Below are 25,633 nucleotides of genomic sequence, written 5' to 3' on the forward strand. Positions count from 1 at the left end.
ACAATGCCGATCCACCGAGCCTGGTCGCAGCCTTTCGAGGATGTTGCCGGGCTTTGTGCGTTGGCTGGTCCCTACTGCTTAACCACGCTCGTTGTGACGGGAGCCGTATGTCAATACCTCGCTTGAAATCCTATCTGTCGCTGTTCGCCGCCGTGCTCATGCTCGGGCAGGTGCTCAACGCCCAGGCCGAAGCCCTGCCTGATTTCACCACCCTGGTCGAGCAGGCCTCGCCGGCGGTGGTCAACATCAGTACCAAGCAGAAGCTGCCTGATCGCAAGTATGCTGCGGGTCAGATGCCAGACCTCGAAGGCCTGCCGCCGATGTTCCGCGAGTTCTTCGAGCGCAACATGCCGCAAGCCCCGCGCTCACCCCGTGGCGATCGTCAGCGCGAGGCCCAGTCGCTGGGTTCGGGCTTCATCATTTCGGCCGACGGCTACATCCTCACCAACAACCACGTGGTGGCCGATGCCGATGAAATCATCGTGCGCCTGTCCGACCGCAGCGAACTGCAGGCCAAGCTGGTCGGCACCGACCCGCGTACCGACGTGGCATTGCTGAAGGTCGATGGCAAGAACCTGCCCACGGTCAAGCTGGGCGACTCCGAGAAACTCAAGGTGGGCGAGTGGGTGCTGGCCATCGGTTCGCCGTTCGGCTTCGATCACTCGGTGACCAAGGGTATCGTCAGCGCCAAGGGCCGCACCCTGCCCAACGACACCTACGTGCCGTTCATCCAGACCGACGTTGCGATCAACCCGGGTAACTCCGGTGGCCCGCTGTTCAACATGAATGGCGAAGTGGTCGGCATCAACTCGCAGATCTTCACCCGCTCGGGTGGCTTCATGGGCCTGTCGTTCGCTATCCCGATCGATGTTGCACTGGATGTTTCCAACCAGCTGAAAAAGGACGGCAAGGTCAGCCGTGGCTGGCTGGGCGTGGTGATCCAGGAGGTCAACAAGGACCTGGCCGAATCCTTCGGCCTGGACAAACCGGCCGGCGCATTGGTGGCCCAGGTGCTGGAAGATGGTCCGGCAGCCAAGGGCGGCCTGCAGGTGGGCGACGTGATCCTGAGCATGAACGGTCAGCCGATCGTCATGTCGGCTGACCTGCCGCACCTGGTCGGTGGCCTGAAAGATGGCGCCAAGGCCAAGCTGGAGATCATCCGCAACGGCAAGCGCCAGAACCTGGACGTGACCATCGGTGCACTGCCCGATGAAGATCAGGACGTGACCACCGGTGCCAATGGCGGCGTCGAGCGCAGCAGCAACCGCCTGGGCGTATCGGTAGCCGACCTGACTGCAGAGCAGAAAAAGACTCTGGAGCTCAAGGGCGGCGTGGTCATCAAGGAAGTGCAGGATGGTCCGGCCGCGATGATCGGCCTGCGTCCCGGTGACGTCATCAGCCACCTGAACAACCAGGCCATCCTTTCGGCGAAGAACTTCACCGAAATCGCCAAGGAACTGCCGAAGAACCGTTCGGTGTCGATGCGCGTGCTGCGTCAGGGCCGTGCCAGTTTCATCACCTTCAAGCTGGCCGAGTAAGGCCTGACCGAGAAGGTCGCGGTAAGAAAAAGCCCGACGCCGATGCGTCGGGCTTTTTCATGGGCGCGCAGTCAATTGCGAAAGCGTGCCAGAAGACCGGAGAAACCCCATGCGTGCTGGCTGTTCAAGCCAAGCAGTGTGGCGGCGGGCGTCATTGCGACGGCGATCATCTTTCTGTCCTTGGGGTAGTCCTGGAAGGCGATACCTTGGTTGCCAAAGGCAGTATCCAGTCGGCCATGGACTGTATAGCGGGCACGGTAGATGCGCTGACCGCCCAGGCCAAACACCACCAGCTTGCCGTCCTGGTGCAGCGCTGCGGCTTCCCATTCGTCTTCGGTGTGCGTGTTGAAGGTCAGCACCGTCGGGTTGCCGTGGTTATAGGTCGCGTCCCTCACACCTTCGGCATCGAATTGCCAAGTCATGGCGTTGGTGTCTTCGGGGCGCTCGCCGGGCAGGTTCCCCGCGACGATCAGGTGGCCATCGGGGCGTTGAATCAGTGTGTTGAAGCGGATGTTGGCGTTTCGACGCGGAGCAAGCCAGCGGAGCCAGCGCGGCAACCAGCGCAGCCAGCGCGACAGCGGGGATTCATACAGCTTGAAACCGTATCGGTCGCCAAAGGACGGGTCGGGTGTGCCGTCGTTTCTGAAGCGTGCGATGAAGCCTCGGGTCTCAGGCCCGTTGCGCAAGGTTCCGGCAACGAGAAATGTACTTTCCTGCGCAATGACATTGGCGATCTGCACCGTCCCGGAAGGGTGCGTGATCTCGATGAACTGACCGCTCGGGAAACCGGCATTGCCGGCAAGATCCAGTCGATAGACGCAAGCATGGGTAGCCAGCCAATCCGACTCCAGCGTAGCACTGGCGAGCAGGTGTCCGGCCCGCAGCTGGAGTGACGTGGAGTGCAGCTTCAGATGAAGGCTGTTGTCCTGATCCAGGGCAAGGTAACCGTGGGGGGAGGCATAGCTGGTGTCCAGCGCGCCCTGCGCGTCGAAACGTGCCATCACCAGTCTGTGGGGCTTGCCGGCGCTGTTCACCCATCCCAGCATCCATATCTTCGCGTTGGCATCGACGACGATGGCTTCCGCGCCCGATTCGGCCACCGGGTCGAATGTTCCGAACACTATCCCTTTGTTGCCGAACGTCGGGTCCAGATCACCTTTATCATCGAAGCGAAGCAAGGTATAGCGGGACTGCTCGTGGTCCCCGGTCAGGCCACACACGGTGATTGTGTCATCGTGTATTGCCACATCAGTGATGAAACGATCGGTGTCCGCAATTTGCGGTAGGGAGCGCTCGCCGTTGTCACCAAAGCTCGTATCGGGGCTTCCGGGGACTGCTGGTTGAACATGTGCCATGGCCATTTCTCCGTCTGGTGCCCTATATTCGGGTCTGCGCGAGCGGCCATCTACTGACAGAAATATCAGGCACCATGAAACTGGAGGGGCGGGCGTGGCGGCTGGCCCCTTCATAAGGTACAATTCCCGGCTATTTTTCGGCGGGCGTTCGCCCCGCAGCCTTTTTGAGTGTTGACCCGTGAGTGATTTGAGTCATATCCGCAATTTCTCCATCATCGCCCACATTGACCATGGCAAGTCGACCCTGGCCGACCGTTTCATCCAGATGTGCGGTGGCCTCACCGCGCGCGAGATGGAAGCGCAGGTACTTGACTCCATGGACCTCGAGCGCGAGCGCGGGATCACCATCAAAGCCCATAGCGTTACCCTGTATTACAAGGCGAACGACGGCATCACCTACCAGCTGAACTTCATCGACACCCCCGGCCACGTCGACTTCACCTATGAAGTCAGCCGTTCGCTGGCCGCCTGCGAAGGCGCGCTGCTGGTGGTCGATGCCGGCCAGGGCGTGGAGGCCCAGTCGGTCGCCAACTGCTACACCGCCATCGAGCAGGGCCTGGAGGTCATGCCGGTACTGAACAAGATGGACCTGCCCCAGGCCGATCCGGACCGCGTCAAGGACGAGATCGAGAAGATCATCGGCATCGACGCCACCGACGCCGTGGCCTGCAGTGCCAAGAGCGGCATGGGCGTGGACGAGGTGCTCGAGCGCCTGGTGCAGACCATTCCGGCCCCTACCGGCGACATCGATGCACCGCTGCAGGCGCTGATCATCGACTCCTGGTTCGACAACTACCTGGGCGTCGTGTCCCTGGTGCGCGTGCGCCATGGCCGGGTCAAGAAGGGCGACAAGATTCTGGTCAAGTCCACCGGCAAGGTGCACCTGGTCGACAGCGTGGGCGTGTTCAACCCCAAGCACACCGCCACCGCCGACCTCAAGGCCGGCGAAGTGGGCTTCATCATCGCCAGCATCAAGGACATTCACGGTGCACCGGTCGGTGACACCCTGACCCTCAGCTCCACGCCCGACGTGGAAGTGCTGCCAGGCTTCAAACGTATCCAGCCCCAGGTATATGCCGGCCTGTTCCCGGTCAGTTCCGAAGATTTCGAAGATTTTCGTGACGCGCTGCAGAAGCTGACCCTGAACGACTCGTCGCTGCAGTACCTGCCTGAGAGCTCCGACGCACTGGGCTTCGGCTTCCGTTGCGGCTTCCTCGGCATGCTGCACATGGAGATCATCCAGGAGCGCCTGGAGCGCGAGTACGACCTGGACCTGATCACCACTGCGCCGAGCGTGATCTTCGAGGTCAAGCTCAAGACCGGTGAAACCATCTACGTCGACAACCCGTCCAAGCTGCCGGACGTGTCGTCGGTGGAAGACTTCCGCGAGCCGATCGTGGCCGCCACCATCCTCGTGCCGCAGGAGCACCTGGGCAACGTCATCACCCTGTGCATCGAGAAGCGTGGCGTACAGCGCGACATGCAGTTCCTCGGTTCCCAGGTGCAGGTGCGCTACGACCTGCCGATGAACGAAGTGGTACTGGACTTCTTCGACCGCCTCAAATCCACCAGCCGCGGCTATGCTTCGCTGGACTACCATTTCGACCGGTATCAGTCGGCCAACCTGGTCAAGCTCGATGTACTGATCAACGGCGACAAGGTCGATGCCCTGGCATTGATCGTGCACCGTGACAATGCGCACTACAAAGGCCGCGCGTTGACCGAGAAGATGAAGGAACTGATCCCGCGGCAGATGTTCGATGTGGCAATCCAGGCCGCCATTGGCGGGCAGATTGTGGCGCGTACCACTGTCAAGGCGCTCAGAAAGAACGTACTGGCCAAATGCTACGGTGGCGACGTTAGCCGTAAGCGCAAGCTGTTGGAAAAGCAGAAAGCCGGTAAGAAACGCATGAAACAGGTGGGCAACGTGGAAATTCCACAGGAAGCCTTCCTCGCCGTGCTCAGGTTGGATAGCTAGGTCCTATGTCACTAAATTTCCCGCTGTTGCTAGTCATCGCCGTTGCCGTGTGTGGACTGCTGGCCCTGATCGATCTGCTGTTCCTGGCCCCGCGCCGGCGCACGGCGATCAACACCTATCAGGGCAGCGTCAGCCAGCCCGAGATGGCGGTGGTCGAGCAGTTGAACAAGGAGCCGTTGCTGGTCGAGTACGGCAAATCGTTCTTCCCGGTGCTGTTCATCGTGCTGGTGCTGCGTTCGTTCCTGGTCGAGCCGTTCCAGATCCCTTCGGGGTCGATGAAGCCGACCCTGGAAGTGGGCGACTTCATCCTGGTGAACAAGTTCTCCTACGGCATCCGCCTGCCGGTGATCGACAAGAAGGTCATCGAGGTCGGTGACCCGCAGCGCGGCGATGTGATGGTGTTCCGCTACCCGAGCGACCCGAACGTCAACTACATCAAGCGTGTGGTCGGCCTGCCGGGCGACCAGGTGCGCTACACCAGCGACAAGCGTCTGTTCGTCAACGGCCAGCCGATTGCCGAACAACTGGTCGGCAGCGAGCCGGGCACCCTGGGCAGCGCCGAGCTGTACAAGGAGAAGCTGGGCGAGGCCGAGCACCTGATCCGCAAGGAGATGAGCCGCTATCGCATGCCGCCGGACCAGCAGTGGGTGGTGCCTGCCGGGCACTACTTCATGATGGGCGACAACCGCGACAACTCCAACGACAGTCGCTACTGGGATGACCCCAACATTCCCAAGGAGCTGCTGGGCATGGTTCCCGACAAGAACATCGTCGGCAAGGCCTTCGCCATCTGGATGAGCTGGCCAGAGCCCAAGCTCAGCCACTTCCCGAGCCTTTCGCGGGTTGGCCTGATCAAGTAACACCCTAACGGCGCTGTCCTTCGACAGCGCCGAATGCTTTTCTGGCATAGGCTGTACAAGGGCGTCCACAAGACGCGCCCCGGCCGGATGTCAGGCATGAACAAAACCGTCTTTCAGGATTTGCATTTGAACAACGCGTTAACCCCGTCGGCTTCGAGCCGGACAGAACTGTGTGAGCCCGGCGCCCTGGCGCCGCTGCTGAAAATCGACCACGAACAGCGCGTGGGTACACTGTGAGCGTTTCCTTGAGCCGCCTCGAGCGCCAGCTCGGCTACACCTTCAAGAACCAGGAGCTGATGCTGCTGGCCCTCACGCATCGCAGCTTTGCCGGCCGCAACAACGAACGGCTGGAGTTCCTCGGTGATGCGATCCTCAACTTCGTCGCCGGCGAGGCCCTGTTCGAGCGCTTCCCCCAGGCACGCGAAGGCCAGCTGTCGCGCCTGCGCGCCCGCCTGGTCAAGGGTGAAACCCTGGCCGTGCTGGCCCGCGGTTTCGATCTGGGCGAGTACCTGCGCCTGGGCTCGGGCGAGCTGAAAAGCGGCGGGTTCCGGCGCGAGTCGATCCTGGCCGATGCCCTCGAGGCGCTGATCGGTGCGATCTACCTGGACTCGGACATGCACACCGCTCGCGATCGCGTGCTGGCATGGCTGGCCGGTGAGTTCGAGAGCCTGACCCTGGTCGACACCAACAAGGACCCGAAAACCCGCCTGCAGGAGTTTCTGCAGTCGCGGGCCTGCGAACTGCCCCGCTACGAAGTGGTGGATATCCAGGGTGAACCCCATTGCCGGACGTTTTTCGTCGAATGCGAAGTGACCCTGTTGACTGAAAAAAGCCGAGGGCAGGGCGTGAGCCGGCGTATCGCCGAGCAGGTCGCGGCCGCCGCAGCACTGATCGCCCTGGGCGTGGAGAATGGCAATGACTGAACAGAACACTACCCGTTGCGGCTACGTGGCCATCGTCGGCCGCCCCAACGTGGGCAAGTCGACGCTGCTCAACCACATCCTCGGGCAGAAGCTCGCGATCACCTCGCGCAAGCCGCAGACCACCCGCCACAACATGCTCGGTATCAAGACCGAAGGTGATGTGCAGGCGGTGTACGTCGATACCCCCGGCATGCACAAGGGCAACGAGAAGGCGCTCAACCGTTACATGAACCGTACCGCCTCGGCGGCGTTGAAAGACGTCGACGTGGTGATCTTCGTGGTCGATCGCACCAAGTGGACCGACGAGGACCAACTGGTGCTCGAGCGCGTGCAGTACGTGCAGGGCCCGGTGATCCTGGCCATCAACAAGACCGACCGCATCGAGGACAAGGCCGAGCTGATGCCGCACCTGCAATGGCTGCAGGAGCAACTGCCCAACGCCGAGATCGTGCCGGTCTCGGCGCAGCACGGGCACAACCTCGATGCCCTCGAAGCACTGATTGCCAAGCACCTGCCGGAAAACGAGCACTTCTTCCCCGAAGACCAGATCACCGACCGCAGCAGCCGCTTCCTGGCTGCCGAACTGGTACGCGAGAAGATCATGCGCCAGCTCGGCGCCGAGCTGCCGTACCAGATCACCGTCGAGATCGAGGAATTCAAGCAGCAGGGCAACGTGCTGCATATCCATGCACTGATCCTGGTCGAGCGTGACGGCCAGAAGAAGATCATCATTGGCGACAAGGGCGAGCGCATCAAGCGCATCGGCACCGAGGCGCGCAAGGACATGGAGCTGCTGTTCGACGCCAAGGTCATGCTGAACCTGTGGGTCAAGGTCAAGGGTGGCTGGTCCGACGACGAGCGCGCCCTGCGTTCGCTGGGCTACGGCGACCTCTGAATGCCCTGGCCCGACACCGGCCGGTGTCGGGCCCACCTCTTCGTGAAGCGCTGAATCATGGACATGCCAGACGGCCAACCGGCCTTCGTGCTGCACAGCCGGGCGTACCGTGAAACCAGTGCGCTGGTCGACTTCCTTACCCCCCAGGGGCGCCTGCGCGCCGTGCTGCGTCGTGCGCGCGGCAAGGCCGGCAGCCTTGCGCGTCCGTTTGTGCCGCTGGAGGTGCAGTTCCATGGGCGCGGCGAGCTCAAGAATGTCGGTCGCATGGACAGCGCAGGCGTGGCGGTCTGGCTCAACGGCGACGCGCTGTTCAGCGGGCTGTACCTCAATGAGCTGCTGATTCGCCTGCTTCAGGCCGAAGACCCGCACCCGGTGATGTTCGAGCAGTACGCTGCCACCTTGCAGGCACTGGGTGCGGGGCGCCCGCTGGAGCCGTTGCTGCGTGCCTTCGAATGGCGCCTGCTGGACGAGCTGGGCTATGGCTTTGCGCTTGAGCACGACATCAATGGCGATCCTCTGGTGGCCGATGGCCTGTACCGCCTGCAGGTGGACGCGGGCCTGGAGCGGGTGTACCTGGTGCAGCCAGGCTTGTTCAGTGGCGCGCACCTGCTGGCCATGGCCGAGGCCGAGTGGTCGATGCCGGGCGCGCTGGGCGCGGCCAAGCGCCTGATGCGCCAGGCGCTGGCGGTGCACCTGGGCGGGCGCCCGCTGGTCAGCCGGGAACTGTTTCGCAAGCCTTGATCACGACGTATGCTGTGAGGCTCAATTTTCAGGAGAGTCTCTTCGTGACCACCAGCAACCGCATCCTCCTTGGCGTGAACATCGACCACGTGGCGACCCTGCGCCAGGCCCGTGGCACGCGATATCCGGACCCGGTCAAGGCCGCGCTGGACGCCGAAGAGGCGGGTGCCGACGGCATCACCGTGCACTTGCGCGAAGACCGCCGGCATATCCAGGACCGTGACGTGCTGGTACTGAGCGAGGTGCTGCAGACGCGCATGAACTTCGAGATGGGCGTCACCGAAGAGATGATGCAGTTTGCCGAGCGCATTCGCCCGGCGCACATCTGCCTGGTGCCCGAGACACGCCAGGAACTGACCACCGAAGGTGGCCTGGACGTGGCGGGGCAGGAGGCGCGGATCAAGGCGGCGGTGGAGCGCCTGTCGCGCCTGGGGTCGGAGGTGTCGTTGTTCATCGATGCCGACGAGCGCCAGATCGAGGCCTCGCGCCGCGTCGGCGCGCCGGCGATCGAACTGCACACCGGGCGTTACGCCGATGCGCAGACCCCGGCCGAGGTGGCCGAAGAGCTCCAGCGCGTGGCCGATGGCGTGGCCTTCGGCCTGGCCCAGGGGCTGATCGTGAATGCCGGGCATGGCCTGCACTACCACAACGTCGAGCCGGTGGCGGCGATCAAGGGCATCAACGAACTGAACATCGGCCATGCACTGGTGGCCCATGCGTTGTTCGTGGGCTTCAAGGGTGCGGTCAGCGAGATGAAACAGCTGATTCTGGCAGCCAGCAACCGCTGAATGCGTCGTGACCTTCGCCGGCAAGGCCGGCTCCTACAGGCGCTGCGATTCCTGTAGGAGCCGGCCTCGCCGGCGAAGCCGCCTAGCCAAATATCAGACTGAACCGCGTAGGCCCCTGCGCCGCGCTGGTCACCTCCACCTGCCCACCATGCACCTGCATGATCGACTGCACGATGGCCAGCCCCAGCCCCGTGCCGCCCTCCACCCGCGAGCGCCCGCAGCCCACCCGGTAGAACCGCTCGAACAGGTGCGGCCAGTGCACCGCCTCGATCCCCGGCCCCTCGTTGCGCACCCAGCATTGCACGCCCCGTACGCTCTGCTCGATGCCGATTTCCACCAGGCGGCCCTCGGGGCTGTGGCGAATTGCATTGCTCAACAGGTTCGACAGCGCCCGCTGCAGCATCAGCCGGTCGCCCTGCACCGTGCCCCAGCCGCTGACCTTCAGGGTGATCGCCTTGCATTCGGCGCTCAGCGCGAACAGCTCCACCACCCGTTGCGCCTCGTCGGCCAGCGCCACCGGCTTCAACGCCAGTTGCTGACGCGGCGCGTCCACCTGGGCCAGGAACAGCATGTCGGTGATGATCCGGTTCAGGCGCGTCAGCTCCTCGATGCTGTCCTCCAGCGCCACCCGGTAATCCTGCGCCGAGCGCACCCGTGACAAGGTCACCTGGGCCCTGCCCATCAGGTTGCTGATCGGCGTGCGCAGTTCGTGCGCCAGGTCATCGGAAAACTGCGACAGACGCTGCACACCGCCATCCAGCCGGTCGAGCATCACGTTGATGCCGCGTGCCAGGGCACTCAGTTCCTGGGGCAGCTTGTCCTCGGGCAGGCGGTGGCTCAGCTCCTGCGCCGACACCTGGGCGGCAATCCGCCGAAACCTGCGCAGCGGCAGCAGACCACGCTGCACCAGCTTCCAGGCGGCAATGCCGATCAGCAGCAACAGCAGTGGCAACGCCAGCAACGTCGACCGCAGGTAGGCCTGCAGCAGGCCGAGGTCGTCGGCCCGGTTCAGCGTCAGCAGTACCCGCACCGGGGTGCCGTCACGCAGGGTCATCAGGCGCGCGGCGGTCATCAGGCGGGCCTCGGCGCTGTCCTGCCATTCGCTGTAGCCCAGCGCTGTCCCGGCCGCGATACGCCGCAGCGGCTCGGCCTCCACTGCAGGCCCCAGGCTCAACAGGGCCGGGTGGCGTCCGGTCTGGGCGATGATGTTCAGGCTCAGGTCGTCGTGGCCCATCACCAGGTCGAGCAGGGGGTGGGCGCGCGAGCCCAGGTCGCTGGCCCTCAGGTCCACCCCCAGGCTGTGCTCGATCTGCTCCATCTTGCGTGCCAGCACCTTGCGGGCGCGGTTGTCCAGTTCGTGGTCCAGCGCCAGTACCGCCAGGCTCGCCAGCAGCAGCACCAGCGCAGCGCCCATCAGGCTGACGCTCAGGCCCAGGCGCAACGACAGTCGTGCCGGTTTCATTCGCGCGCTTCCAGCACATAGCCCACGCCGCGCAGGGTGTGGATCAGCTTGTCTTCGAAGGGGTCGTCGATCTTGGCCCGCAGGCGCCGGATCGACACCTCCACCACGTTGGTGTCGCAATCGAAGTTCATGTCCCACACCAGCGAGATGATCTGCGTGCGCGACAGCACCTCGCCGCTCTGGCGCATCAGCAGGTGCAGCAGGGCGAACTCCTTGGCCGTCAGGTCGATACGCTGGTTGCGCCGGTAGGCGCGGTGGCGGCTGGGGTCCAGCTCAAGGTCGGCGACCCTGAGCGTGGCCGGCGCCAGGTTCTGCTCGCTGCGCCGCAACAGGCTGCGAATGCGTGCCAGCAGTTCGGGAAATTCGAACGGCTTGAGCAGGTAGTCGTCGGCGCCCAGGTCCAGGCCCTTGACCCGATCCGAGAGCCGGCCGTGGGCGGTCAGCATCATTATGCGGGTCGAGGACTCCGCCCGCAGGCGTTGCAGCACGCTCCAGCCGTCGAGCTGCGGCAGGTTGACGTCGAGGATGACCAGGTCGTAGGCGTGCTGGCGGGCCAGGTGCAGGCCGTCAATGCCGGTGGCGGCGCAGTCGACGATGTAGCCGTTCTCGCTCAGGCCCTGCTGCAGGTACTCGGCGGTACGGACTTCGTCTTCGATGATCAATAGGCGCATGGGGTACTCGCGGCGTGCAAAACGGCAATTCTCAACCCTTGAGTCACTTCAGGGTCAAGGCGTGTCGCGCATGGTAAGCCAAGCCGGTCCTGAGCGGCGCTGGATAACAGATTTGTAATCCTGGGGTCATGTTGACGATAAAGCCCGCTCCCTAAAGTGCCCGCTTCGAAATGGGCGCGGGGGATTCACGCATGACGTGCAGGCACAGGCTTCATCCACAGCGCGTGGCGCGGCTGGCGGCGCTGGCCGGGGTGCTGCTGGGGCTTTCGACAGCGCTGCAGGCGAGCGTGCTGACGCTTGATGCCGCCTTGCGCACCGCGCAGGACAACAACCCCGAGCTTGCCGCGGCGCGCTGGGGCACCGAGATCGCCCTGGGCGAACGCAACCAGGCCGGCCTGCTGCCCAACCCGGAGTTGAGCTGGGAGCAGGAAGATACCCGCCGCGGCTCGCAGACCACCACCGTCAGCCTCAGCCAGCGCCTGGAACTGGGCGGCAAGCGCGGTGCGCGGGTGGAGGTGGCCCAGCACGAGCAGGCCCTGGCGGCGCTGGAACTGGAACGCCAGGGCAATGCCTTGCGCGCCGAGGTGCTGGCTGCGTTTCATGCCGCCGTGCAGGCCCAGGAACGGCTGCAACTGGCCGAGCAGTCGCTGCGCCTGACCGAGCGTGGCCTGCAGGTGGTGCAGGGGCGGGTGCGGGCCGGCAGCGCTTCCCCCATCGAAACCACCCGCGCGCAGGTGCAGGTGTCCGAGATGCGCCTGGAACGAGGCCGTGCGCAGCAGACCGTGGCCGTGGCCTATCAGCAACTGGCCAGCGTGACGGGGGCGCCGCAGGCGGGGTTCGAGCGGGTGGCAGGCATGCCGTCCGACGCCCTGACCCCAGCCGAGGGCGACACGCTGCTTGCCCGCCTCGAGCGCACGGCCGAGCTGCGCCTGGCCCGCCTGCAGATCGAGCAGCGCGAGGCTGACCTGGGGCTGGCTCGCAGCCAGCGCATCCCCGACCTCACCGTCAGCCTGGGCAGCCAGTACAGCGAGGCCGACCGCGAGCGCATCAATGTGGTCGGGGTGTCGATACCGCTGCCCTTGTTCGATCGCAACCAGGGCAATGTGCTGGCGGCGGCGCGGCGTGCCGATCAGGCCCGCGACCTGCGCAACGGCGCCGAATTGCGGGTGCGCAGCGAAGTGGTGCAGGCGCTGGCGCAGTGGCAGGTGGCTGCGGGCGAGGTACAGGCCTTCGACCGCTCGATACTGCCGGCGGCGCAGCAGGCGGTGGACGCCGCCACGCGGGGTTTCGAGCGCGGCAAGTTCAGCTTTCTCGAGGTGCTCGACGCCCAGCGCACGCTGGTGGCGGCGCGCACCCAATACCTGGCGGCGCAGGCCCAGGGCAGCGATGCGCGAGTCCGCCTGGAACGACTTTTCGGCGACCTGGCCACCGCCAGCCGCTGACCCCCGACGATTTGCCGAGGAATGTGCATGAACAGCAAAACCATCACGCTGGTGGCCGTCACCCTGACCCTGGGCGTTGGCCTGGGGGTTGTGTTGGGTCACCAGATGAATGCGCCGCAGGCCTCCCACGCGGCGCATGCCGAGGCGGGCCATGGCGATGAGGAAAAGGGCCATGGCGACGACGCCCATGGCGAGGAAGGCCATGGCGAAGAACAGCAGGAGGGCCACCTGACCCTGAGCGACGAGCAGATCCAGGTGGCCGGTATCGAGCTGGCCACCGTGGCCCCGCGCACCTTGAGCCGCAGCCTCGGCCTGCCGGGCGAGATCCGCTTCGACGAGGACCGTACCGCGCACCTGGTGCCGCGTGCGGCCGGGGTGGTGGAATCGGTGGCCGTGGTGCTCGGCCAGCAGGTCAAGGCCGGGCAACTGCTGGCGGTGATCGCCAGCCCGCAGATCTCCGAGCAGCGCAGCGAGCTGGCGGCCAGCCAGCGGCGACTGGAACTGGCGCGCGGCACCTTCGCCCGCGAGAAAGACCTGTGGCAGGAGGGCATCTCTGCCGAACAGGACTACCTGCAGGCGCGCCAGGCCCTGCAGGAAGCCGAGATCGCCGCCACCAATGCCCGGCAGAAGATCAGCGCGCTGAGTGGCAGCGTGGTGCTGGCCGGCGGCAACCGCTATGAGCTGCGTGCACCGTTTGACGGGCAGGTGGTGGAAAAGCACCTGGTGCCGGGCGAAGTGGTCAGCGAGAGCAGTGCGGCCTTCACCTTGTCCGACCTGTCGCGGGTGTGGGCAACCTTTGGCGTGGCCCCGCGTGACCTGGCCAGGCTGCGCGTCGGCATGCCGGTGACGGTGCTGGCCAGTGAACTGGGCGAGCAGGCCAGCGGCACGGTCACCCATGTGGGCAGCCTGCTCGGCGAGCAGACCCGCACCGCCACCGTGCGGGTCACCCTGGACAACCCTCGCGGCGCCTGGCGCCCCGGCCTGTTCGTGGCGGTGCGGGTGCCTACCGAACGCCTGGACGAGGCGCTGGCGGTACCGGAGGCCGCGCTGCAGACCCTCGAAGAGCAGCCCACCGTGTTCGTGCGCAGTGCAGAGGGCTTCACCGCCCAGGTGGTGACCCCGGGTGTGGTGGCCGACGGCTTCGTGCAGATCAAGGCGGGCCTGCAGGCCGGCCAGCAGGTGGCGGCACAGGGCAGCTTCATCCTCAAGTCGGAGCTGGGCAAAGCCAGCGCCGAGCATTCCCACTGAGCCCCCACGAGTACTCCTCATGTTCGAACGGATCATTCAATTTGCCATCGAGCAGCGCCTGATCGTGATGCTCGCGGTGCTGCTGATGGCCGGGCTGGGGCTGGCCAGCTACCAGAAGCTGCCGATCGATGCGGTGCCCGACATCACCAACGTGCAGGTGCAGATCAACACCTCGGCGGCGGGCTTTTCACCGCTGGAAACCGAGCAGCGCATCACTTTCGCCATCGAGACCGCCATGGCCGGCCTGCCGGGCCTGGAGCAGACCCGTTCGCTGTCGCGCTCGGGGCTGTCGCAGGTGACGGTGATCTTCGACGAGGGCACCGACCTGTTCTTCGCCCGGCAACTGGTCAACGAGCGCCTGCAACAGGCGCGCGGGCAGTTGCCCGACGGCGTCGAGGCGGCCATGGGGCCGATCTCCACCGGCCTGGGCGAGATCTTCCTGTGGACCGTGGAAGCCGCGCCGGATGCGCGCAAGGCCGACGGCAGCGAGTACACGCCCACCGACCTGCGCGAGATCCAGGACTGGATCATCAAGCCGCAGTTGCGCAACGTGCGCGGTGTGGCCGAGATCAACAGCATCGGCGGCTACGCCAAGGAGTACCAGATTGCCCCCGACCTCAGGCGCCTGGCCGCCTACAAGCTGACCCTGGGCGACCTGCTGACGGCCCTGGAGCGCAACAACGCCAACGTCGGTGCCGGCTACATCGAGCGCCGTGGCGAGCAACTGCTGATTCGCGCGCCGGGGCAACTGGCAGGTATCGACGACATTGCCAACATCGTGCTGGCCACTGTCGACGGCACCTCGATTCGCGTGCGCGATGTCGCCCAGGTGGGCATCGGCCGCGAACTGCGCAGCGGCGCGGCTACCGAAAATGGCCGTGAGGTGGTGCTGGGCACCGTGTTCATGCTGGTCGGCGAGAACAGCCGCACCGTGTCGCGGGCAGTGGCCGACAAGCTGGCGCAGATCAACCGCACGCTGCCGGCAGGTGTCAGCGCGGTCACGGTGTACGACCGCACCGACCTGGTCGACAAGGCCATCGCCACGGTGAAGAAGAACCTGGTGGAAGGTGCGATCCTGGTGATCGCGGTGCTGTTCCTGTTTCTGGGCAACATCCGCGCCGCGCTGATCACCGCCATGGTGATTCCGCTGTCGATGCTGTTCACCTTCACCGGCATGTTCGGCAACAAGGTCAGTGCCAACCTGATGAGCCTGGGTGCGCTGGACTTCGGCATCATCGTCGATGGCGCGGTGGTGATCGTGGAGAACGCGATCCGCCGCCTGGCCCACGCCCAGCAGCACCATGGCCGCCTGCTGACCCGCTCCGAGCGCCTGCACGAAGTGTTCAATGCCGCCCGCGAGGCGCGCCGCCCGCTGATCTTCGGCCAGTTGATCATCATGGTGGTGTACCTGCCGATCTTTGCCCTGAGCGGGGTGGAGGGCAAGATGTTCCACCCCATGGCCTTCACCGTGGTGATCGCCCTGCTGGGAGCGATGCTGCTCTCGGTGACCTTCGTGCCGGCGGCCATCGCGCTGTTCGTCACCGGCAAGGTCAAGGAAGAGGAAAACCTGCTGATGCGCAGCGCCAAGGCCGGCTATGCGCCGCTATTGCGCTGGGTGATGGGGCACCGTGGGCTGGCGTTTTCCATGGCCGGGGCGTCGGTGCTGCTGTGCGCGGTGCTGGCCGGGCGCATGGGCAGCGAGTTCGTGCCCAGCCTCAGCGAAGGCGATTTCGCCCTGCAGGCGCTGCGGGTGCCGGGCACCAGCCTGAGCCAGTCGGTGCAATTGCAGCAGCGCCTGGAGGAGAGTGTGGTCAGCCAGGTGCCGGAGGTGCAGCGCGTGTTTGCGCGCACCGGCACCGCCGAGATCGCCGCCGACCCGATGCCGCCGAACATCTCCGACAGTTACGTGATGCTCAAGCCGCAGGCGCAGTGGCCCGACCCCGGCAAGTCGCGCGAGCAACTGATCGCCGATATCCAGCGCGCGGCGGCGCGGGTGCCGGGTAGCAACTACGAGCTGTCGCAGCCGATTCAACTGCGCTTCAACGAGCTGATTTCCGGGGTGCGCAGCGATGTGGCGGTCAAGGTCTTCGGCGACGACATGACGGTGCTCAACCGCACGGCAGCACAGATTGCCGCAACCTTGCAGGCGGTGCCGGGGGCATCGGAGGTCAAGGTAGAGCAGACCTCGGGCCTGCCGGTGCTGACCATCGAGGTCGACCGCGACAAGGCTGCACGCTACGGGCTCAACGTCGGCGATGTGCAGGACACCATCGCCGTGGCCGTGGGCGGCCGCCAGGCCGGCACGCTGTACGAGGGCGACCGGCGTTTCGACATGGTGGTGCGCCTCTCGGACGACGTGCGTACCGACATCGAAGGCTTGTCGCAGCTGCTGATTCCGGTACCGGCCAGTGCGGGCAGCGACGGCGGTATCGGCTTCATCAGCCTGGCCGAGGTGGCCAGCCTGGCGCTGGTGCAGGGGCCCAACCAGGTGAGCCGCGAAGACGGCAAGCGCCTGGTGGTGGTCAGCGCCAACGTGCGTGGCCGCGACATCGGTTCGTTCGTGGCCGAGGCCGGCGAGCGCATCGATACGCAGGTGGAGGTGCCGCCTGGCTACTGGACGCGTTGGGGCGGTCAGTTCGAGCAGCTGCAATCGGCGGCCAAGCGCCTGCAGGTGGTGGTGCCGGTGGCATTGCTGCTGGTGTTCGGGTTGCTGTTCATGATGTTCAACAGCGTCAGGGACGGCCTGCTGGTGTTCACCGGCATCCCGTTCGCGCTGACCGGCGGGGTGGTGGCGCTGTGGCTGCGCGACATTCCATTGTCGATTTCGGCGGGGGTGGGCTTCATCGCCCTGTCGGGGGTGGCGGTGCTCAACGGGCTGGTGATGATCGCCTTCATCCGCAGCCTGCGCGAGCAGGGCCGGCCGCTGCGCGTGGCCATCGACGAAGGTGCGCTGACGCGTCTGCGGCCGGTGCTGATGACCGCGTTGGTGGCGTCGCTGGGGTTCATTCCGATGGCCCTGGCCACTGGCACCGGTGCCGAGGTGCAGCGCCCGCTGGCCACCGTGGTGATCGGCGGCATCCTCTCGTCCACCGCGTTGACCCTGCTGGTGCTGCCGGCGCTGTACCACTGGGCGCACCGCAAGGAGGAGGAGCACAATCTTGCAGCACTGTAATGTGCGGCTCACCTTGGCGTTAGCTTGGGCTGCTTATGATCGGTTCGAATCCAATCATGAGGGAAGGTCGATGAACCTGAGCAAGTACGCACTGATCGCCGCGTTGCTGCTGGGCAGCAGCGCGGCAATGGCCGAAGGCGGCGCCGAGCGCACCAAGGCGTTCTGGGCCGAGTTTCGCAAGAGCCAGGAGCGGGTGCATGGGGAGGGCAGGAAGGAGGTAGCGCAGAAGAAGGAGCAGGTGCAGCAGCAGGTGGTGAAGGACTGACGCACGCCGTGTTCGCAAGGGCCTCTGCGCCGGCAAGGCCGGCTCCTGCAGGCGAAGAGGCCCCCTTCTGATTACTTGCGCGCCACCAGCACCGCCCGCCTGGGTGCCGGCAGGCCTTCGACGGTTCGGGTCGGGTCGGTAGGGTCGAGGAAGTCGCTCAGCGACTGGTAGCGCATCCAGTCGGTGCTGCGTTGTTCCTCGACGCTGGTCACGCTCACATCCACGCAGCGCACATCGCTGAAGCCGGCGCGACGCAACCAGCGCTCCAGTGCCGGCACCGAGGGCAGGAACCATACATTGCGCATCTGCGCATAGCGGTCTTCAGGCACCAGCACCTGATGCTCGTCACCCTCGACCACCAGGGTTTCCAACACCAGTTCGCCCCCCTTGACCAGGCAGTCCTTGAGCGCCAGCAAATGCTCGATCGGCGAGCGGCGGTGGTAGAACACCCCCATCGAGAACACCGTGTCGAAACCTTCCAGGTTGGCCGGCAGGTCTTCCAGGGCGAACGGCAAGTGCCAGGCGGGAAGGTCCGGCAGGTAACGCTGCACGGCCTGGAACTGGCAGAAGAACAACCAGTTGGGGTCTACGCCGATCACGCTGTCGGCGCCGGCGCCGAGCATGCGCCATTGGTAGTAGCCGTTGCCACAGCCCACATCCAGCACGCGTTTGCCGCGCAGGTCCAGGTGCGGCGCGACCCGTGACCACTTCCAGTCCGAACGCCATTCGGTGTCCACGTGCACGCCGAACAGGTCGAACGGGCCCTTGCGCCAGGGCGACAGGCCCATCAGTGCGGTGCGCACCTGTACGCGGGTGGCGTCGTCGCAGTCGCTGTCCAGGCGCAGGCCGTGCAGCAGGTCGACCTGGCTGGGCTCCAGGGCCGGCAGCGCATCCAGCGCGCTTTGCCAGCGCTCCAAATCGCCATGGCCCTTTTCCAGCTTGGCATCGAGTTGCGCCTGCAGGCCTTGAGCCCAGTGCGCCAATGGGGTGCCCGCCATGCGGCGGACCAGGGGAGTCAGATCGATCATGGCAGGGCAATCAGCGAGGCGAAGTTCAGGCACTGGAACCACGGCACCACCTGCGAGAAACCGGCTGCCAGCAGGCGCTGACGGTGTTCCTCGAGGCTGTCGGGTTTCATCACGTTTTCGATGGCACTGCGCTTCTGGGCAATTTCCAGTTCGCTGTAGCCGTTGGCGCGTTTGAAGGCCACGTGCAGATCGGTGAGCAGGGCCTGCTGCTGCGGGTCGGCAAAGCGCAGCTTCTCCGACAGGATCAGTGCGCCGCCAGGCATCAGGCACTGGCGAATGCGGCCAAGCAGGGCCAGGCGTGCCTGCGGCTCGATGAACTGCAGGGTGAAGTTCAGCGCCACCACCGACGCCGGCTGCAGGTCCAGCGCGGTGATGTCGGCCTCGATCACCTGCACCGGCAGCAACTCCTGGTGCATCGCGTCCTGGTGGCTGAGGTATTCGCGGCAGCGCTCGACCATGGCCGGGGAGTTGTCTACCGCCAGCACCTTGCAGCCCTCGCTGCGTACATGTCGGCGCATCGCCTGGGTCACCGCACCGAGCGAGCTGCCCAGGTCGTACAGCAGGGTATCGGGCTGGGCGAACTGGGCAGCCAGCACGCCGATGTTCTCGACGATCGTCGGGTAGCCGGGCACCGAGCGCTTGATCATGTCGGGGAAAACTCGCACGACATCTTCGTTGAAGGTGAAATCGGGGACCTGCGCCAGCGGGGTGGCGAACAGGCGATCGGGCTCTTTGCTCACGGGCAATCCAGGCGTTCGGCGGTAAAGGGCCGGCATTTTAGCCAATGTTGCAACAGGATGCATGGCCGACTGACCGGCGCGGCTGGCCGCTGCATTCCAATGCCGGCTTCGAGGAAAGCCTGCCGGCTATTTGTCTTGCAGGCGGGTCCTTAGAGTGAAGTGGCTTGACCCTATTGGCTCACTCACAAGGAATGTGAAATGAAACTCGAACCTGGCGCGCGCTCGTACGATACCGGTGAACTGGAAAAGGAAGCGGCCCTGCTGCCCAGAAACCTGATCGAAGGCATGAACCAGCGTGATGGCGAAAACGAGGGAGGGCTGACGCTTTCCCGCGAACATATCGTCACGCTCAATCAGTATGTGAAGTATGTCACCGGCCTGCCGACCGAAACCGCGTCGCTGGTGCCCTGGCTTGGCTACACCGACATCAAGGAACCGGTACTGTCGGTCAGTGCCATGCGCACGACCTTTCTCAACCTGCACAAGCATGCCCGCGCCTGGGGCACGCTGTCCGACGAGTGCAAGAAGCTGTCCGCCGAGCTGGGGGTGTGTGCCCGTGGCATCAACACCACCGGCGAGGGGGTGATGCAGGAATGCGAGAAGACCAAGGCCCTTGGCGGGCGGCGTGATACGTGGGAGTCCGTGCAGTTCGCAGCGCCGGTTGCGTTGAGCTTCGGCGACCGGGAGATCGTCTCGTCGCTGGTGGACTACATGGAGGTGCTCAAGGATGAAGTCGAGCATTTTCACGCGCGCGTAAGCAGTGTGCGCAGCCACACCGAAACCTTTCGCGACACCGCGCGTTTCGAGCTGATGAACGAGGTCGCCCTCAAGACCGACGCCATCGAGCGTCACCAGGCCAGCGGTGCCACCCAGGCCCTGCGCGATGAGCTGGCGGCGCTGGACAAGGAAATCGACAACCTCAACAAGCAGTACGACGAGTACGTCAAGGCGGCCCTGTCCGGGCTGGCGGCCGGCCCGCTGGGGGCGGTCATCTCAGGCTCGATCTACGGCTCCAAGGCCGAAAAGGTGCGCAAGACCCGCAACCGGGTGCAGAAGGAACGCAAGGCTGTGGGGGCGCGCCTGACGGCGGCGGTCAACCTGGAGGGACGCCTGCAGGTACTCACGACCCATATGGATGAACTGGCCACCCGCCTGCAGGAGGTGGTGACCGCTTCTTCGCACCTGCAGACGGCCTGGCAGACCATCGGCACCTACATCGAAGCGTCCATCGAAAAGCTCGAAAAGATGAACGACAGCCGGCAGCTGGGCATTTTCATCATCCATTTCAGAAACTTTCTCTCGCAGTGGGCGTTTATCGAAGCCTGCTCCATCACCATGAGCCGGGTCTTCGACGACACGCTGTGGGCCCAATAAGGAGCTACCCATGAGCAACATTCTTCAATTTCCGCTGGGCTGGGATGATCCGCAGTTCGACAGGGTCCTGCGTGCCGGTGCCGCCTACCTGAAGGCCGCCCAGGACAGCCGCTATGCCTTCCTGCCCCTGTTGCACGAGCGTGTGGAGCGCAATGCACGCTGTCTTGACGACAACCTCCAGCAACTGATGCGCCATGCCGATCGCATCATCGTCGCGATCAAGAGCAATGACCTGGGCGGCCTCGAAAAGGACATCGACCCGAACGATGATCCCGAGGACATTGCGCAGTATCTGGAGGTGGCACAGGACGCCATCGGCGAGATTGCCGTCAAGCTCAACGATCAGTTGGGGCAGTTGCGCACGGCCACGGCTCAGATCACGGCCATCCCGGTCTATGACTCCAGTGCCGACAAGGCCCGCTATCAGGGTGAGCTCGACAGGCTGGCGGCCAATCGCAAGGCCTGCGAAGACGAACTGGCCGTGCGGCGCGAGGCCCTGGCCAGTCTTGACGAGGCGATCAAGGTACTTGAGGCGGCCAAGGTGGAATCCACCTTCGGCGGCCTGTTGCCGACCACCGAGCAGCTCAAGGCGGCGGCGGATGTCATCGCCACGGGCGGACTGTCGGTCGAGGCAGTGCAAGGCGCGCTGAAGAAAATCGGCGAAATCATCGGTGCGGCAATGGAAGGCATGCGCTATGCAACGATGCTCGAGCAGCGCCGAGGGATGCAGAAGCAGCACGATGAACTGCAACTGCAACTGACCGCAATGGCACGGGACAAGACGCGCCTCCAGGCCCAGTGTCAGCACCTTGAGGCTTATGCCGAGCTGATCACGTCACGCGAGCAATGGCTGGCCGGCATCAGGCGCATCGCCGTGCAACTGAAACCGGTGTGGGATCGGCTCATCGCCTGCAGCATCGACGATGTGCAGGCGTTGAGAGCGGTCAGCGAGCTGGTCGAGGCGTTGAAAGCCTACAAGAAAAAGATCAAGGCCGAGTATGTTGCCGGCCTTTGAGTGAAGGGCGCAAGGCGCTGCAGGCTGTGCTGGCCAGCAGCGCCTTGCGGCTTCTGGATTGCTCTGGTGATGACCACAATGAACAACATTATTCAAAGACTGAGGCATCCACTGCCTCAGGATGAGCTGGATACCCAGATAGCCCTGATTCCGCTGCAATTGGTGCAGGATTCGGAGGAGGAGGGGCGGATCGACCTGACGTTCACCCGCGAACACGTTGCCGTGCTGGATGCCTACATGGACCATGTGATGGCGATACCGACCCGGCGGGAGGCCTTTCTGCAGTGGTTGGGATACTACCGTCACCCGGACCCCGAGCTCGACTTCTACCCGATGCAGGTGTTGTTCCATCGCATCAACCTCCACGCCGACTCATGGGGGCGGTTGAAGCAGAAAAGCATTCAGTTGCCCATCGCGCTGATCAACTGCGCCAGCTCCATCAGCCTGTCAGGGGAGCGTGCGCTGCTGGCCTGTGAACGTACCAAGGCGTTGGGCGGGCGCAGGGAGGCTTGGCAACGCGTGCAGTTCGAGGTGCCCGTGCAACTGGATGCACCAGACCGAACCCTTGTGCTGGAGATGGCACGGTGGGTGGCCAACCTCAAGAACTCGGCGGGCGTCTTCCAGTTCCAGGTCGGCGAAGTACGCAAGGAGACCGACAGGTTTCGTGATGACGCCCGGTTCGAATTGAGGCCGGCACTGGGGCGCAAGATCGAGCGCCTGGTGGCATCCGGCACAAAGGAAGGGAACCTGGGGCTACTGGCGCAGCGCATGCGAAATCTGGTGGTACGCCTGGAAGACGTCACCACTGCTGCGTCGCACCTGCAGACCGCCTGGCAGTTCATCGAGACCTATCTGGACGCCTCGATCGGCAAGTTGCACAGCATGCAGGACAGTCAGCAACTGGCCAGATTCGTCATTCACTTCAAGAACTTCCTGGCGCAGTGGTCATTCATCGAAGAGTGCGCCAGGCGTCTTCAGAAACGCCTTGAGTAAATGCTCCGGGGCGCAGCCTCAGCGTACCTGGATGTCGCAGTCGAAGCTCATCGCCGGCTTGACCTCCGGTGCCCAGGGTTGCTGATACACCAGCAGCAGGTGGCCGCTGCCGCTGGCGCTGGCCTTGAAGCGCCACAGCGATCGGCCGGCACTGCCCACCAGGCCGGTGTCTTCGGGGTTGCTGTAGACCTCGGGGCCCAGCGCCGCAAGTACGCCGTTGGCCGGATTCTGCAGCAGCCAGCGATAACCGGTACTGGGGTTGCTGGGCAACGCCAGGGTGATGGCCTGGCCGACATCGAGCGTGACCGGGCACTGGCTCTGTTTTTCCACCAGCAGCGGCTGTGGAGGTGTGGGCTGGCTGGCACAGCTGGCCAGGAGTATCAGGCTCGAACTCAGTAACACACGGGATGCGGTCATCATGACTCCTGGCTCGGGGAGGGTCCGGGCAGCCGATAATAGGGAAAGTGTGCTGCCTTGGGAAGATTCTCACGCTTCGCTGCCGGGTGCCCGCGCGGGCTGCCTGCAGCCCGCGCTGTTTCTGTTACCGCTGTTTCAGAACAGCACCTTGGCCACGTCGCTGAAGCGCCTGGCGAAATGCACCTGCAGGCCGGCCTTCAGGTAGCCGGGCAGTTCTTCGAAGTCGCCGCGGTTGGCCTCCGGCAGGATCAGCTCGTGGATCTTCTGCCGGCGCGCCGCAATCACCTTCTCGCGTACCCCGCCAATCGGCAATACCTGCCCGGTCAGGGTCAGCTCGCCGGTCATGGCCACGCCTTTCTTCGGTGCCTGGTCGCGTGCCAGGGACAGCAGGGCGCTGGCCATGGTCACCCCGGCACTCGGGCCGTCCTTGGGCGTGGCCCCTTCGGGCACGTGCAGGTGAATGAACGACTCGTTGAAGTAGCCCACCTCACCACCGTACTGCTTGAGGTTGGCGCTGACGTAGCTGTAGGCGATCTCGGCGGATTCCTTCATCACCTCGCCCAGCTGGCCGGTGAGCTTGAAGCCACGGTTGAGGGTGTGGATGCGGGTCGCCTCGATCGGCAGCGTGGCGCCGCCCATGCTGGTCCAGGCCAGGCCGGTGATCACGCCCTTGCCCGACAGCACCTGCTCGCTGCGAAACACCGGCATGCCGAGTGAAGCTTCGAGGTCCTTGGGGCCGATCTTTATCACTGCATCGGGTGTGTCGATCAACTGCACCACGGCCTTGCGCACCAGCTTGCCCAGTTGCTTTTCCAGCTGGCGCACCCCGGCTTCACGGGCATAGCCTTCGATAACCGTGCGCAATGCGCTGTCGCTGATACCCAGGCTGGCCTTGGCCACGCCGGCCTTGGCCAGTTGCTTGGGCCACAGGTGACGCTTGGCGATGGCGACCTTTTCCTCGGTGATGTAACCGGACAGGCGGATCACCTCCATGCGGTCGAGCAGCGGCCCGGGGATGGCATCGAGGGTGTTGGCGGTGCACACGAACAGCACCTTGGACAGGTCCAGGCGCAGGTCCAGGTAATGGTCGAGGAAGTCGACGTTCTGTTCCGGGTCCAGGGTTTCGAGCAGGGCCGAGGCGGGGTCGCCCTGGTAGCTCTGGCCCATCTTGTCGATCTCGTCGAGCATGATCACCGGGTTCATCACCTCGACGTCCTTGAGCGCCTGCACCAGCTTGCCCGGCTGGGCACCGATGTAGGTGCGCCGGTGGCCCTTGATCTCGGCCTCATCGCGCATGCCGCCGACGCTGAAGCGGTAGAACGGCCGCCCCAGGGACTCGGCGATGGACTTGCCGATGCTGGTCTTGCCCACGCCCGGCGGGCCCACCAGCAGCACGATCGAACCGCTGATCTCGCCCTTGTAGGCGCCCACGGCAAGGAACTCGATGATGCGATCCTTGATGTCATCCAGGCCGGCGTGGTGCTGGTCGAGCACCTTGCGTGCATGCCTGAGGTCGAGCTTGTCCTTGCCGTACACGCCCCAGGGCAGAGCGGTGGCCCATTCCAGGTAGTTGCGGGTGACGGCGTACTCGGGCGAGCCGGTCTCCAGGATCGACAGCTTGCCCATTTCTTCGTCGATGCGCTTTTGCGCCGCAGCGGGCAGGGTCTTGCCTGCCAGGCGCTGTTGGAACTGCTCCAGGTCGGCGCTGCGATCGTCCTTGGTCAGGCCCAGCTCCTGCTGGATGACCTTGAGCTGTTCCTTGAGGAAGAACTCGCGCTGGTGCTCGCCGATCTGGCGGTTCACCTCGGCAGAGATCTCGTTCTGCAGGCGTGCCACCTCGACTTCCTTGCGCAGCATCGGCAGCACCTTTTCCATGCGCTTGAGCATGGGCACGCAGTCGAGTACTTCCTGCAGCTGGTTGCCGGTGGCGGAGGTCAGGGCGGCGGCAAAGTCGGTGAGCGGCGAAGGGTCGTTGGGGCTGAAGCGGTTGAGGTAGTTCTTCAGCTCTTCGCTGTACAGCGGATTGAGCGGCAGCAGCTCCTTGATCGCGTTGATCAGGGCCATGCCGTAGGCCTTGACCTCGTCGGTCGGCTGGCTGGGCTGGTGCGGGTATTCGACTTCCACCAGGTAGGGCGGGCGGTGGTGCTTGAGCCAGGTGCGGATCCGCACACGGGTCAGGCCCTGGGCGACGAACTGCAGCTTGCCGTTCTCGCGGCTGGCGTGGTGCACCTTGACCAGGGTGCCGTACAGCGGCAGGGCCGAGGTATCGAAGTGGCGATGGTCTTCGGGCGGGGTGTCCATGAAGAACAGCGCCAGGTTGTGATGCGGGGTCTTGGCCACCAGGTCCAGGGTCTCGGCCCAGGGTTCTTCGTTGACGATCACCGGCAGTACCTGCGCGGGGAAGAACGGGCGGTTGTGGATCGGGATCACGTAGACCTTGTCCGGCAGTTGCTGGCCGGGGATGGCGAGGGTGCGACCGGTGTGGTCGGAGGCGTCGAGATGCTCGACTTCAGCGTCTTGGTCGGGATGTTCGGGGAGATCCTGCTGGTCGCTCATGGGGCACCTGCGTGAATGACTATGGTGCTTAGATGGGGCGGGAGGGGGGAGGTTTCAATGGGCGGACAGGTATGTGCAGTACCGGGCGGCCCCTTCAGCGACAAGGCCGGCGACGGGCTGCCCCGCCGGCCACGTTGAGCGGGCGCACCCGGCCCCAGGTTGTAAGCGCTCC

General features: G+C 64.7%; 22 protein-coding genes. 15 read left to right on the forward strand and 7 right to left on the reverse strand.

Going from position 1 to position 25,633, the window contains the following annotated elements:
* Positions 1-107: 107 nt before the first annotated feature.
* Complete coding sequence (locus tag QMX96_RS17635; protein ID WP_043862030.1) at positions 108-1,538, forward strand: DegQ family serine endoprotease; 1,431 nt, start codon at positions 108-110, stop codon at positions 1,536-1,538.
* Positions 1,539-1,609: 71 nt separating this feature from the next.
* On the opposite strand, the gene QMX96_RS17640 is transcribed toward QMX96_RS17635, so the two are convergent.
* Positions 1,610-2,893 carry a hypothetical protein gene (locus tag QMX96_RS17640; protein WP_158255579.1) on the reverse strand — a complete coding sequence of 428 codons (1,284 nt, stop codon included), beginning with the start codon at positions 2,891-2,893 and terminating at the stop codon, positions 1,610-1,612.
* A 178-nt stretch (positions 2,894-3,071) separates the two neighbouring features.
* Between QMX96_RS17640 and lepA the strand changes: the two genes are divergently transcribed.
* The 7 genes from lepA to pdxJ all read left to right on the forward strand — a co-directional run bounded on the left by lepA (position 3,072) and on the right by pdxJ (position 9,078).
* A complete protein-coding gene (gene lepA / locus QMX96_RS17645; protein ID WP_043862028.1) occupies positions 3,072-4,871 on the forward strand; it encodes a translation elongation factor 4 in 1,800 nt (599 codons plus the stop codon).
* A gap of 5 nt (positions 4,872-4,876) precedes the next feature.
* The gene (gene lepB, locus QMX96_RS17650; RefSeq protein ID WP_043862027.1) at positions 4,877-5,731 is read left to right on the forward strand and encodes a signal peptidase I; all 855 of its coding nucleotides are present in this window, start codon (positions 4,877-4,879) and stop codon (positions 5,729-5,731) included.
* A gap of 96 nt (positions 5,732-5,827) precedes the next feature.
* The gene (locus QMX96_RS17655) at positions 5,828-5,968 is read left to right on the forward strand and encodes a hypothetical protein (RefSeq protein ID WP_156326207.1); all 141 of its coding nucleotides are present in this window, start codon (positions 5,828-5,830) and stop codon (positions 5,966-5,968) included.
* Positions 5,965-6,654 carry a ribonuclease III gene (rnc, locus tag QMX96_RS17660; protein ID WP_043862025.1) on the forward strand — a complete coding sequence of 230 codons (690 nt, stop codon included), beginning with the start codon at positions 5,965-5,967 and terminating at the stop codon, positions 6,652-6,654. The genes QMX96_RS17655 and rnc overlap by 4 nt, the downstream gene beginning before the upstream one ends.
* Positions 6,647-7,549, forward strand: a complete 903-nt coding sequence (gene era, locus QMX96_RS17665) for a GTPase Era (protein ID WP_043862024.1) — start codon at positions 6,647-6,649, stop codon at positions 7,547-7,549. Before rnc ends, era begins: the two co-directional genes overlap by 8 nt.
* A 57-nt stretch (positions 7,550-7,606) precedes the next feature.
* A complete protein-coding gene (recO, locus tag QMX96_RS17670; RefSeq protein WP_043862023.1) occupies positions 7,607-8,290 on the forward strand; it encodes a DNA repair protein RecO in 684 nt (227 codons plus the stop codon).
* Positions 8,291-8,334: 44 nt separating this feature from the next.
* Positions 8,335-9,078, forward strand: a complete 744-nt coding sequence (gene pdxJ / locus QMX96_RS17675) for a pyridoxine 5'-phosphate synthase (RefSeq protein WP_054914771.1) — start codon at positions 8,335-8,337, stop codon at positions 9,076-9,078.
* Between the two features lie 82 nt (positions 9,079-9,160).
* Here pdxJ and QMX96_RS17680 read toward each other — a convergent pair whose 3' ends face one another.
* Both QMX96_RS17680 and QMX96_RS17685 read right to left on the reverse strand, forming a co-directional pair.
* Complete coding sequence (locus QMX96_RS17680; protein ID WP_282362117.1) at positions 9,161-10,540, reverse strand: heavy metal sensor histidine kinase; 1,380 nt, start codon at positions 10,538-10,540, stop codon at positions 9,161-9,163.
* Positions 10,537-11,211, reverse strand: coding sequence for a heavy metal response regulator transcription factor (locus QMX96_RS17685; RefSeq protein ID WP_043862020.1), 675 nt, complete (start codon positions 11,209-11,211; stop codon positions 10,537-10,539). Before QMX96_RS17685 ends, QMX96_RS17680 begins: the two co-directional genes overlap by 4 nt.
* A 191-nt stretch (positions 11,212-11,402) precedes the next feature.
* On the opposite strand from QMX96_RS17685, the gene QMX96_RS17690 reads away from it, so the two are divergent.
* The 4 genes from QMX96_RS17690 (at position 11,403) to QMX96_RS17705 (ending at position 17,338) form a co-directional block, all read left to right on the forward strand.
* Entirely contained in the window at positions 11,403-12,653 is a 1,251-nt protein-coding gene (locus QMX96_RS17690; protein ID WP_282362118.1) for a TolC family protein, read from the forward strand.
* Between the two features lie 27 nt (positions 12,654-12,680).
* Positions 12,681-13,901: an efflux RND transporter periplasmic adaptor subunit gene (locus tag QMX96_RS17695; protein WP_282362119.1), complete on the forward strand. Its 1,221-nt coding sequence runs from the start codon at positions 12,681-12,683 to the stop codon at positions 13,899-13,901.
* 19 nt (positions 13,902-13,920) lie between these two features.
* On the forward strand, positions 13,921-17,073 hold the full coding sequence (locus QMX96_RS17700) for a CusA/CzcA family heavy metal efflux RND transporter (RefSeq protein ID WP_196933040.1): 3,153 nt from the start codon (positions 13,921-13,923) through the stop codon (positions 17,071-17,073).
* Between the two features lie 70 nt (positions 17,074-17,143).
* Positions 17,144-17,338 carry a co-regulatory protein PtrA N-terminal domain-containing protein gene (locus QMX96_RS17705; RefSeq protein ID WP_058540951.1) on the forward strand — a complete coding sequence of 65 codons (195 nt, stop codon included), beginning with the start codon at positions 17,144-17,146 and terminating at the stop codon, positions 17,336-17,338.
* A 71-nt stretch (positions 17,339-17,409) separates the two neighbouring features.
* Here QMX96_RS17705 and cmoB read toward each other — a convergent pair whose 3' ends face one another.
* Positions 17,410-18,366, reverse strand: a complete 957-nt coding sequence (cmoB, locus tag QMX96_RS17710) for a tRNA 5-methoxyuridine(34)/uridine 5-oxyacetic acid(34) synthase CmoB (protein WP_229589968.1) — start codon at positions 18,364-18,366, stop codon at positions 17,410-17,412.
* Positions 18,363-19,106 carry a carboxy-S-adenosyl-L-methionine synthase CmoA gene (gene cmoA / locus QMX96_RS17715; RefSeq protein ID WP_282362120.1) on the reverse strand — a complete coding sequence of 248 codons (744 nt, stop codon included), beginning with the start codon at positions 19,104-19,106 and terminating at the stop codon, positions 18,363-18,365. The genes cmoB and cmoA overlap by 4 nt, the downstream gene beginning before the upstream one ends.
* Before the next feature lie 198 nt (positions 19,107-19,304).
* Between cmoA and QMX96_RS17720 the strand changes: the two genes are divergently transcribed.
* The 3 genes from QMX96_RS17720 to QMX96_RS17730 all read left to right on the forward strand — a co-directional run bounded on the left by QMX96_RS17720 (position 19,305) and on the right by QMX96_RS17730 (position 22,488).
* Positions 19,305-20,480, forward strand: a complete 1,176-nt coding sequence (locus tag QMX96_RS17720; RefSeq protein ID WP_054914767.1) for an alpha-xenorhabdolysin family binary toxin subunit A — start codon at positions 19,305-19,307, stop codon at positions 20,478-20,480.
* 10 nt (positions 20,481-20,490) lie between these two features.
* Positions 20,491-21,495, forward strand: coding sequence for an alpha-xenorhabdolysin family binary toxin subunit B (locus tag QMX96_RS17725; RefSeq protein ID WP_043862012.1), 1,005 nt, complete (start codon positions 20,491-20,493; stop codon positions 21,493-21,495).
* A gap of 69 nt (positions 21,496-21,564) precedes the next feature.
* Entirely contained in the window at positions 21,565-22,488 is a 924-nt protein-coding gene (locus tag QMX96_RS17730) for a hypothetical protein (RefSeq protein ID WP_282362121.1), read from the forward strand.
* Positions 22,489-22,506: 18 nt separating this feature from the next.
* Here the strand turns inward: QMX96_RS17730 and QMX96_RS17735 are convergent, their stop codons facing one another.
* Together QMX96_RS17735 and lon are read right to left on the reverse strand one after the other, a co-directional pair.
* Positions 22,507-22,905 carry a protease inhibitor I42 family protein gene (locus QMX96_RS17735; protein ID WP_043862010.1) on the reverse strand — a complete coding sequence of 133 codons (399 nt, stop codon included), beginning with the start codon at positions 22,903-22,905 and terminating at the stop codon, positions 22,507-22,509.
* A gap of 135 nt (positions 22,906-23,040) precedes the next feature.
* Complete coding sequence (lon, locus tag QMX96_RS17740) at positions 23,041-25,461, reverse strand: endopeptidase La (protein ID WP_043862009.1); 2,421 nt, start codon at positions 25,459-25,461, stop codon at positions 23,041-23,043.
* Positions 25,462-25,633: the final 172 nt, after the last annotated feature.

Origin of the sequence: Pseudomonas sp. PS01300, assembly GCF_029960155.1 — a bacterium.
Classification (GTDB): Bacteria; Pseudomonadota; Gammaproteobacteria; order Pseudomonadales; family Pseudomonadaceae; genus Aquipseudomonas; species Aquipseudomonas palmensis.

Coding starts and splice junctions, on each gene's coding strand:
- QMX96_RS17635 (WP_043862030.1), top strand. CDS start 108: ATGTCAATACCTCGCTTGAAATCCTATCTGTCGCTGTTCGCCGCCGTG.
- QMX96_RS17640 (WP_158255579.1), bottom strand. CDS start 2,893: ATGGCACATGTTCAACCAGCAGTCCCCGGAAGCCCCGATACGAGCTTT.
- lepB (WP_043862027.1), top strand. CDS start 4,877: ATGTCACTAAATTTCCCGCTGTTGCTAGTCATCGCCGTTGCCGTGTGT.
- QMX96_RS17655 (WP_156326207.1), top strand. CDS start 5,828: ATGAACAAAACCGTCTTTCAGGATTTGCATTTGAACAACGCGTTAACC.
- era (WP_043862024.1), top strand. CDS start 6,647: ATGACTGAACAGAACACTACCCGTTGCGGCTACGTGGCCATCGTCGGC.
- recO (WP_043862023.1), top strand. CDS start 7,607: ATGGACATGCCAGACGGCCAACCGGCCTTCGTGCTGCACAGCCGGGCG.
- QMX96_RS17680 (WP_282362117.1), bottom strand. CDS start 10,540: ATGAAACCGGCACGACTGTCGTTGCGCCTGGGCCTGAGCGTCAGCCTG.
- QMX96_RS17685 (WP_043862020.1), bottom strand. CDS start 11,211: ATGCGCCTATTGATCATCGAAGACGAAGTCCGTACCGCCGAGTACCTG.
- QMX96_RS17690 (WP_282362118.1), top strand. CDS start 11,403: ATGACGTGCAGGCACAGGCTTCATCCACAGCGCGTGGCGCGGCTGGCG.
- QMX96_RS17695 (WP_282362119.1), top strand. CDS start 12,681: ATGAACAGCAAAACCATCACGCTGGTGGCCGTCACCCTGACCCTGGGC.
- QMX96_RS17700 (WP_196933040.1), top strand. CDS start 13,921: ATGTTCGAACGGATCATTCAATTTGCCATCGAGCAGCGCCTGATCGTG.
- QMX96_RS17705 (WP_058540951.1), top strand. CDS start 17,144: ATGAACCTGAGCAAGTACGCACTGATCGCCGCGTTGCTGCTGGGCAGC.
- cmoB (WP_229589968.1), bottom strand. CDS start 18,366: ATGATCGATCTGACTCCCCTGGTCCGCCGCATGGCGGGCACCCCATTG.
- QMX96_RS17720 (WP_054914767.1), top strand. CDS start 19,305: ATGAAACTCGAACCTGGCGCGCGCTCGTACGATACCGGTGAACTGGAA.
- QMX96_RS17725 (WP_043862012.1), top strand. CDS start 20,491: ATGAGCAACATTCTTCAATTTCCGCTGGGCTGGGATGATCCGCAGTTC.
- QMX96_RS17730 (WP_282362121.1), top strand. CDS start 21,565: ATGACCACAATGAACAACATTATTCAAAGACTGAGGCATCCACTGCCT.
- QMX96_RS17735 (WP_043862010.1), bottom strand. CDS start 22,905: ATGACCGCATCCCGTGTGTTACTGAGTTCGAGCCTGATACTCCTGGCC.
- lon (WP_043862009.1), bottom strand. CDS start 25,461: ATGAGCGACCAGCAGGATCTCCCCGAACATCCCGACCAAGACGCTGAA.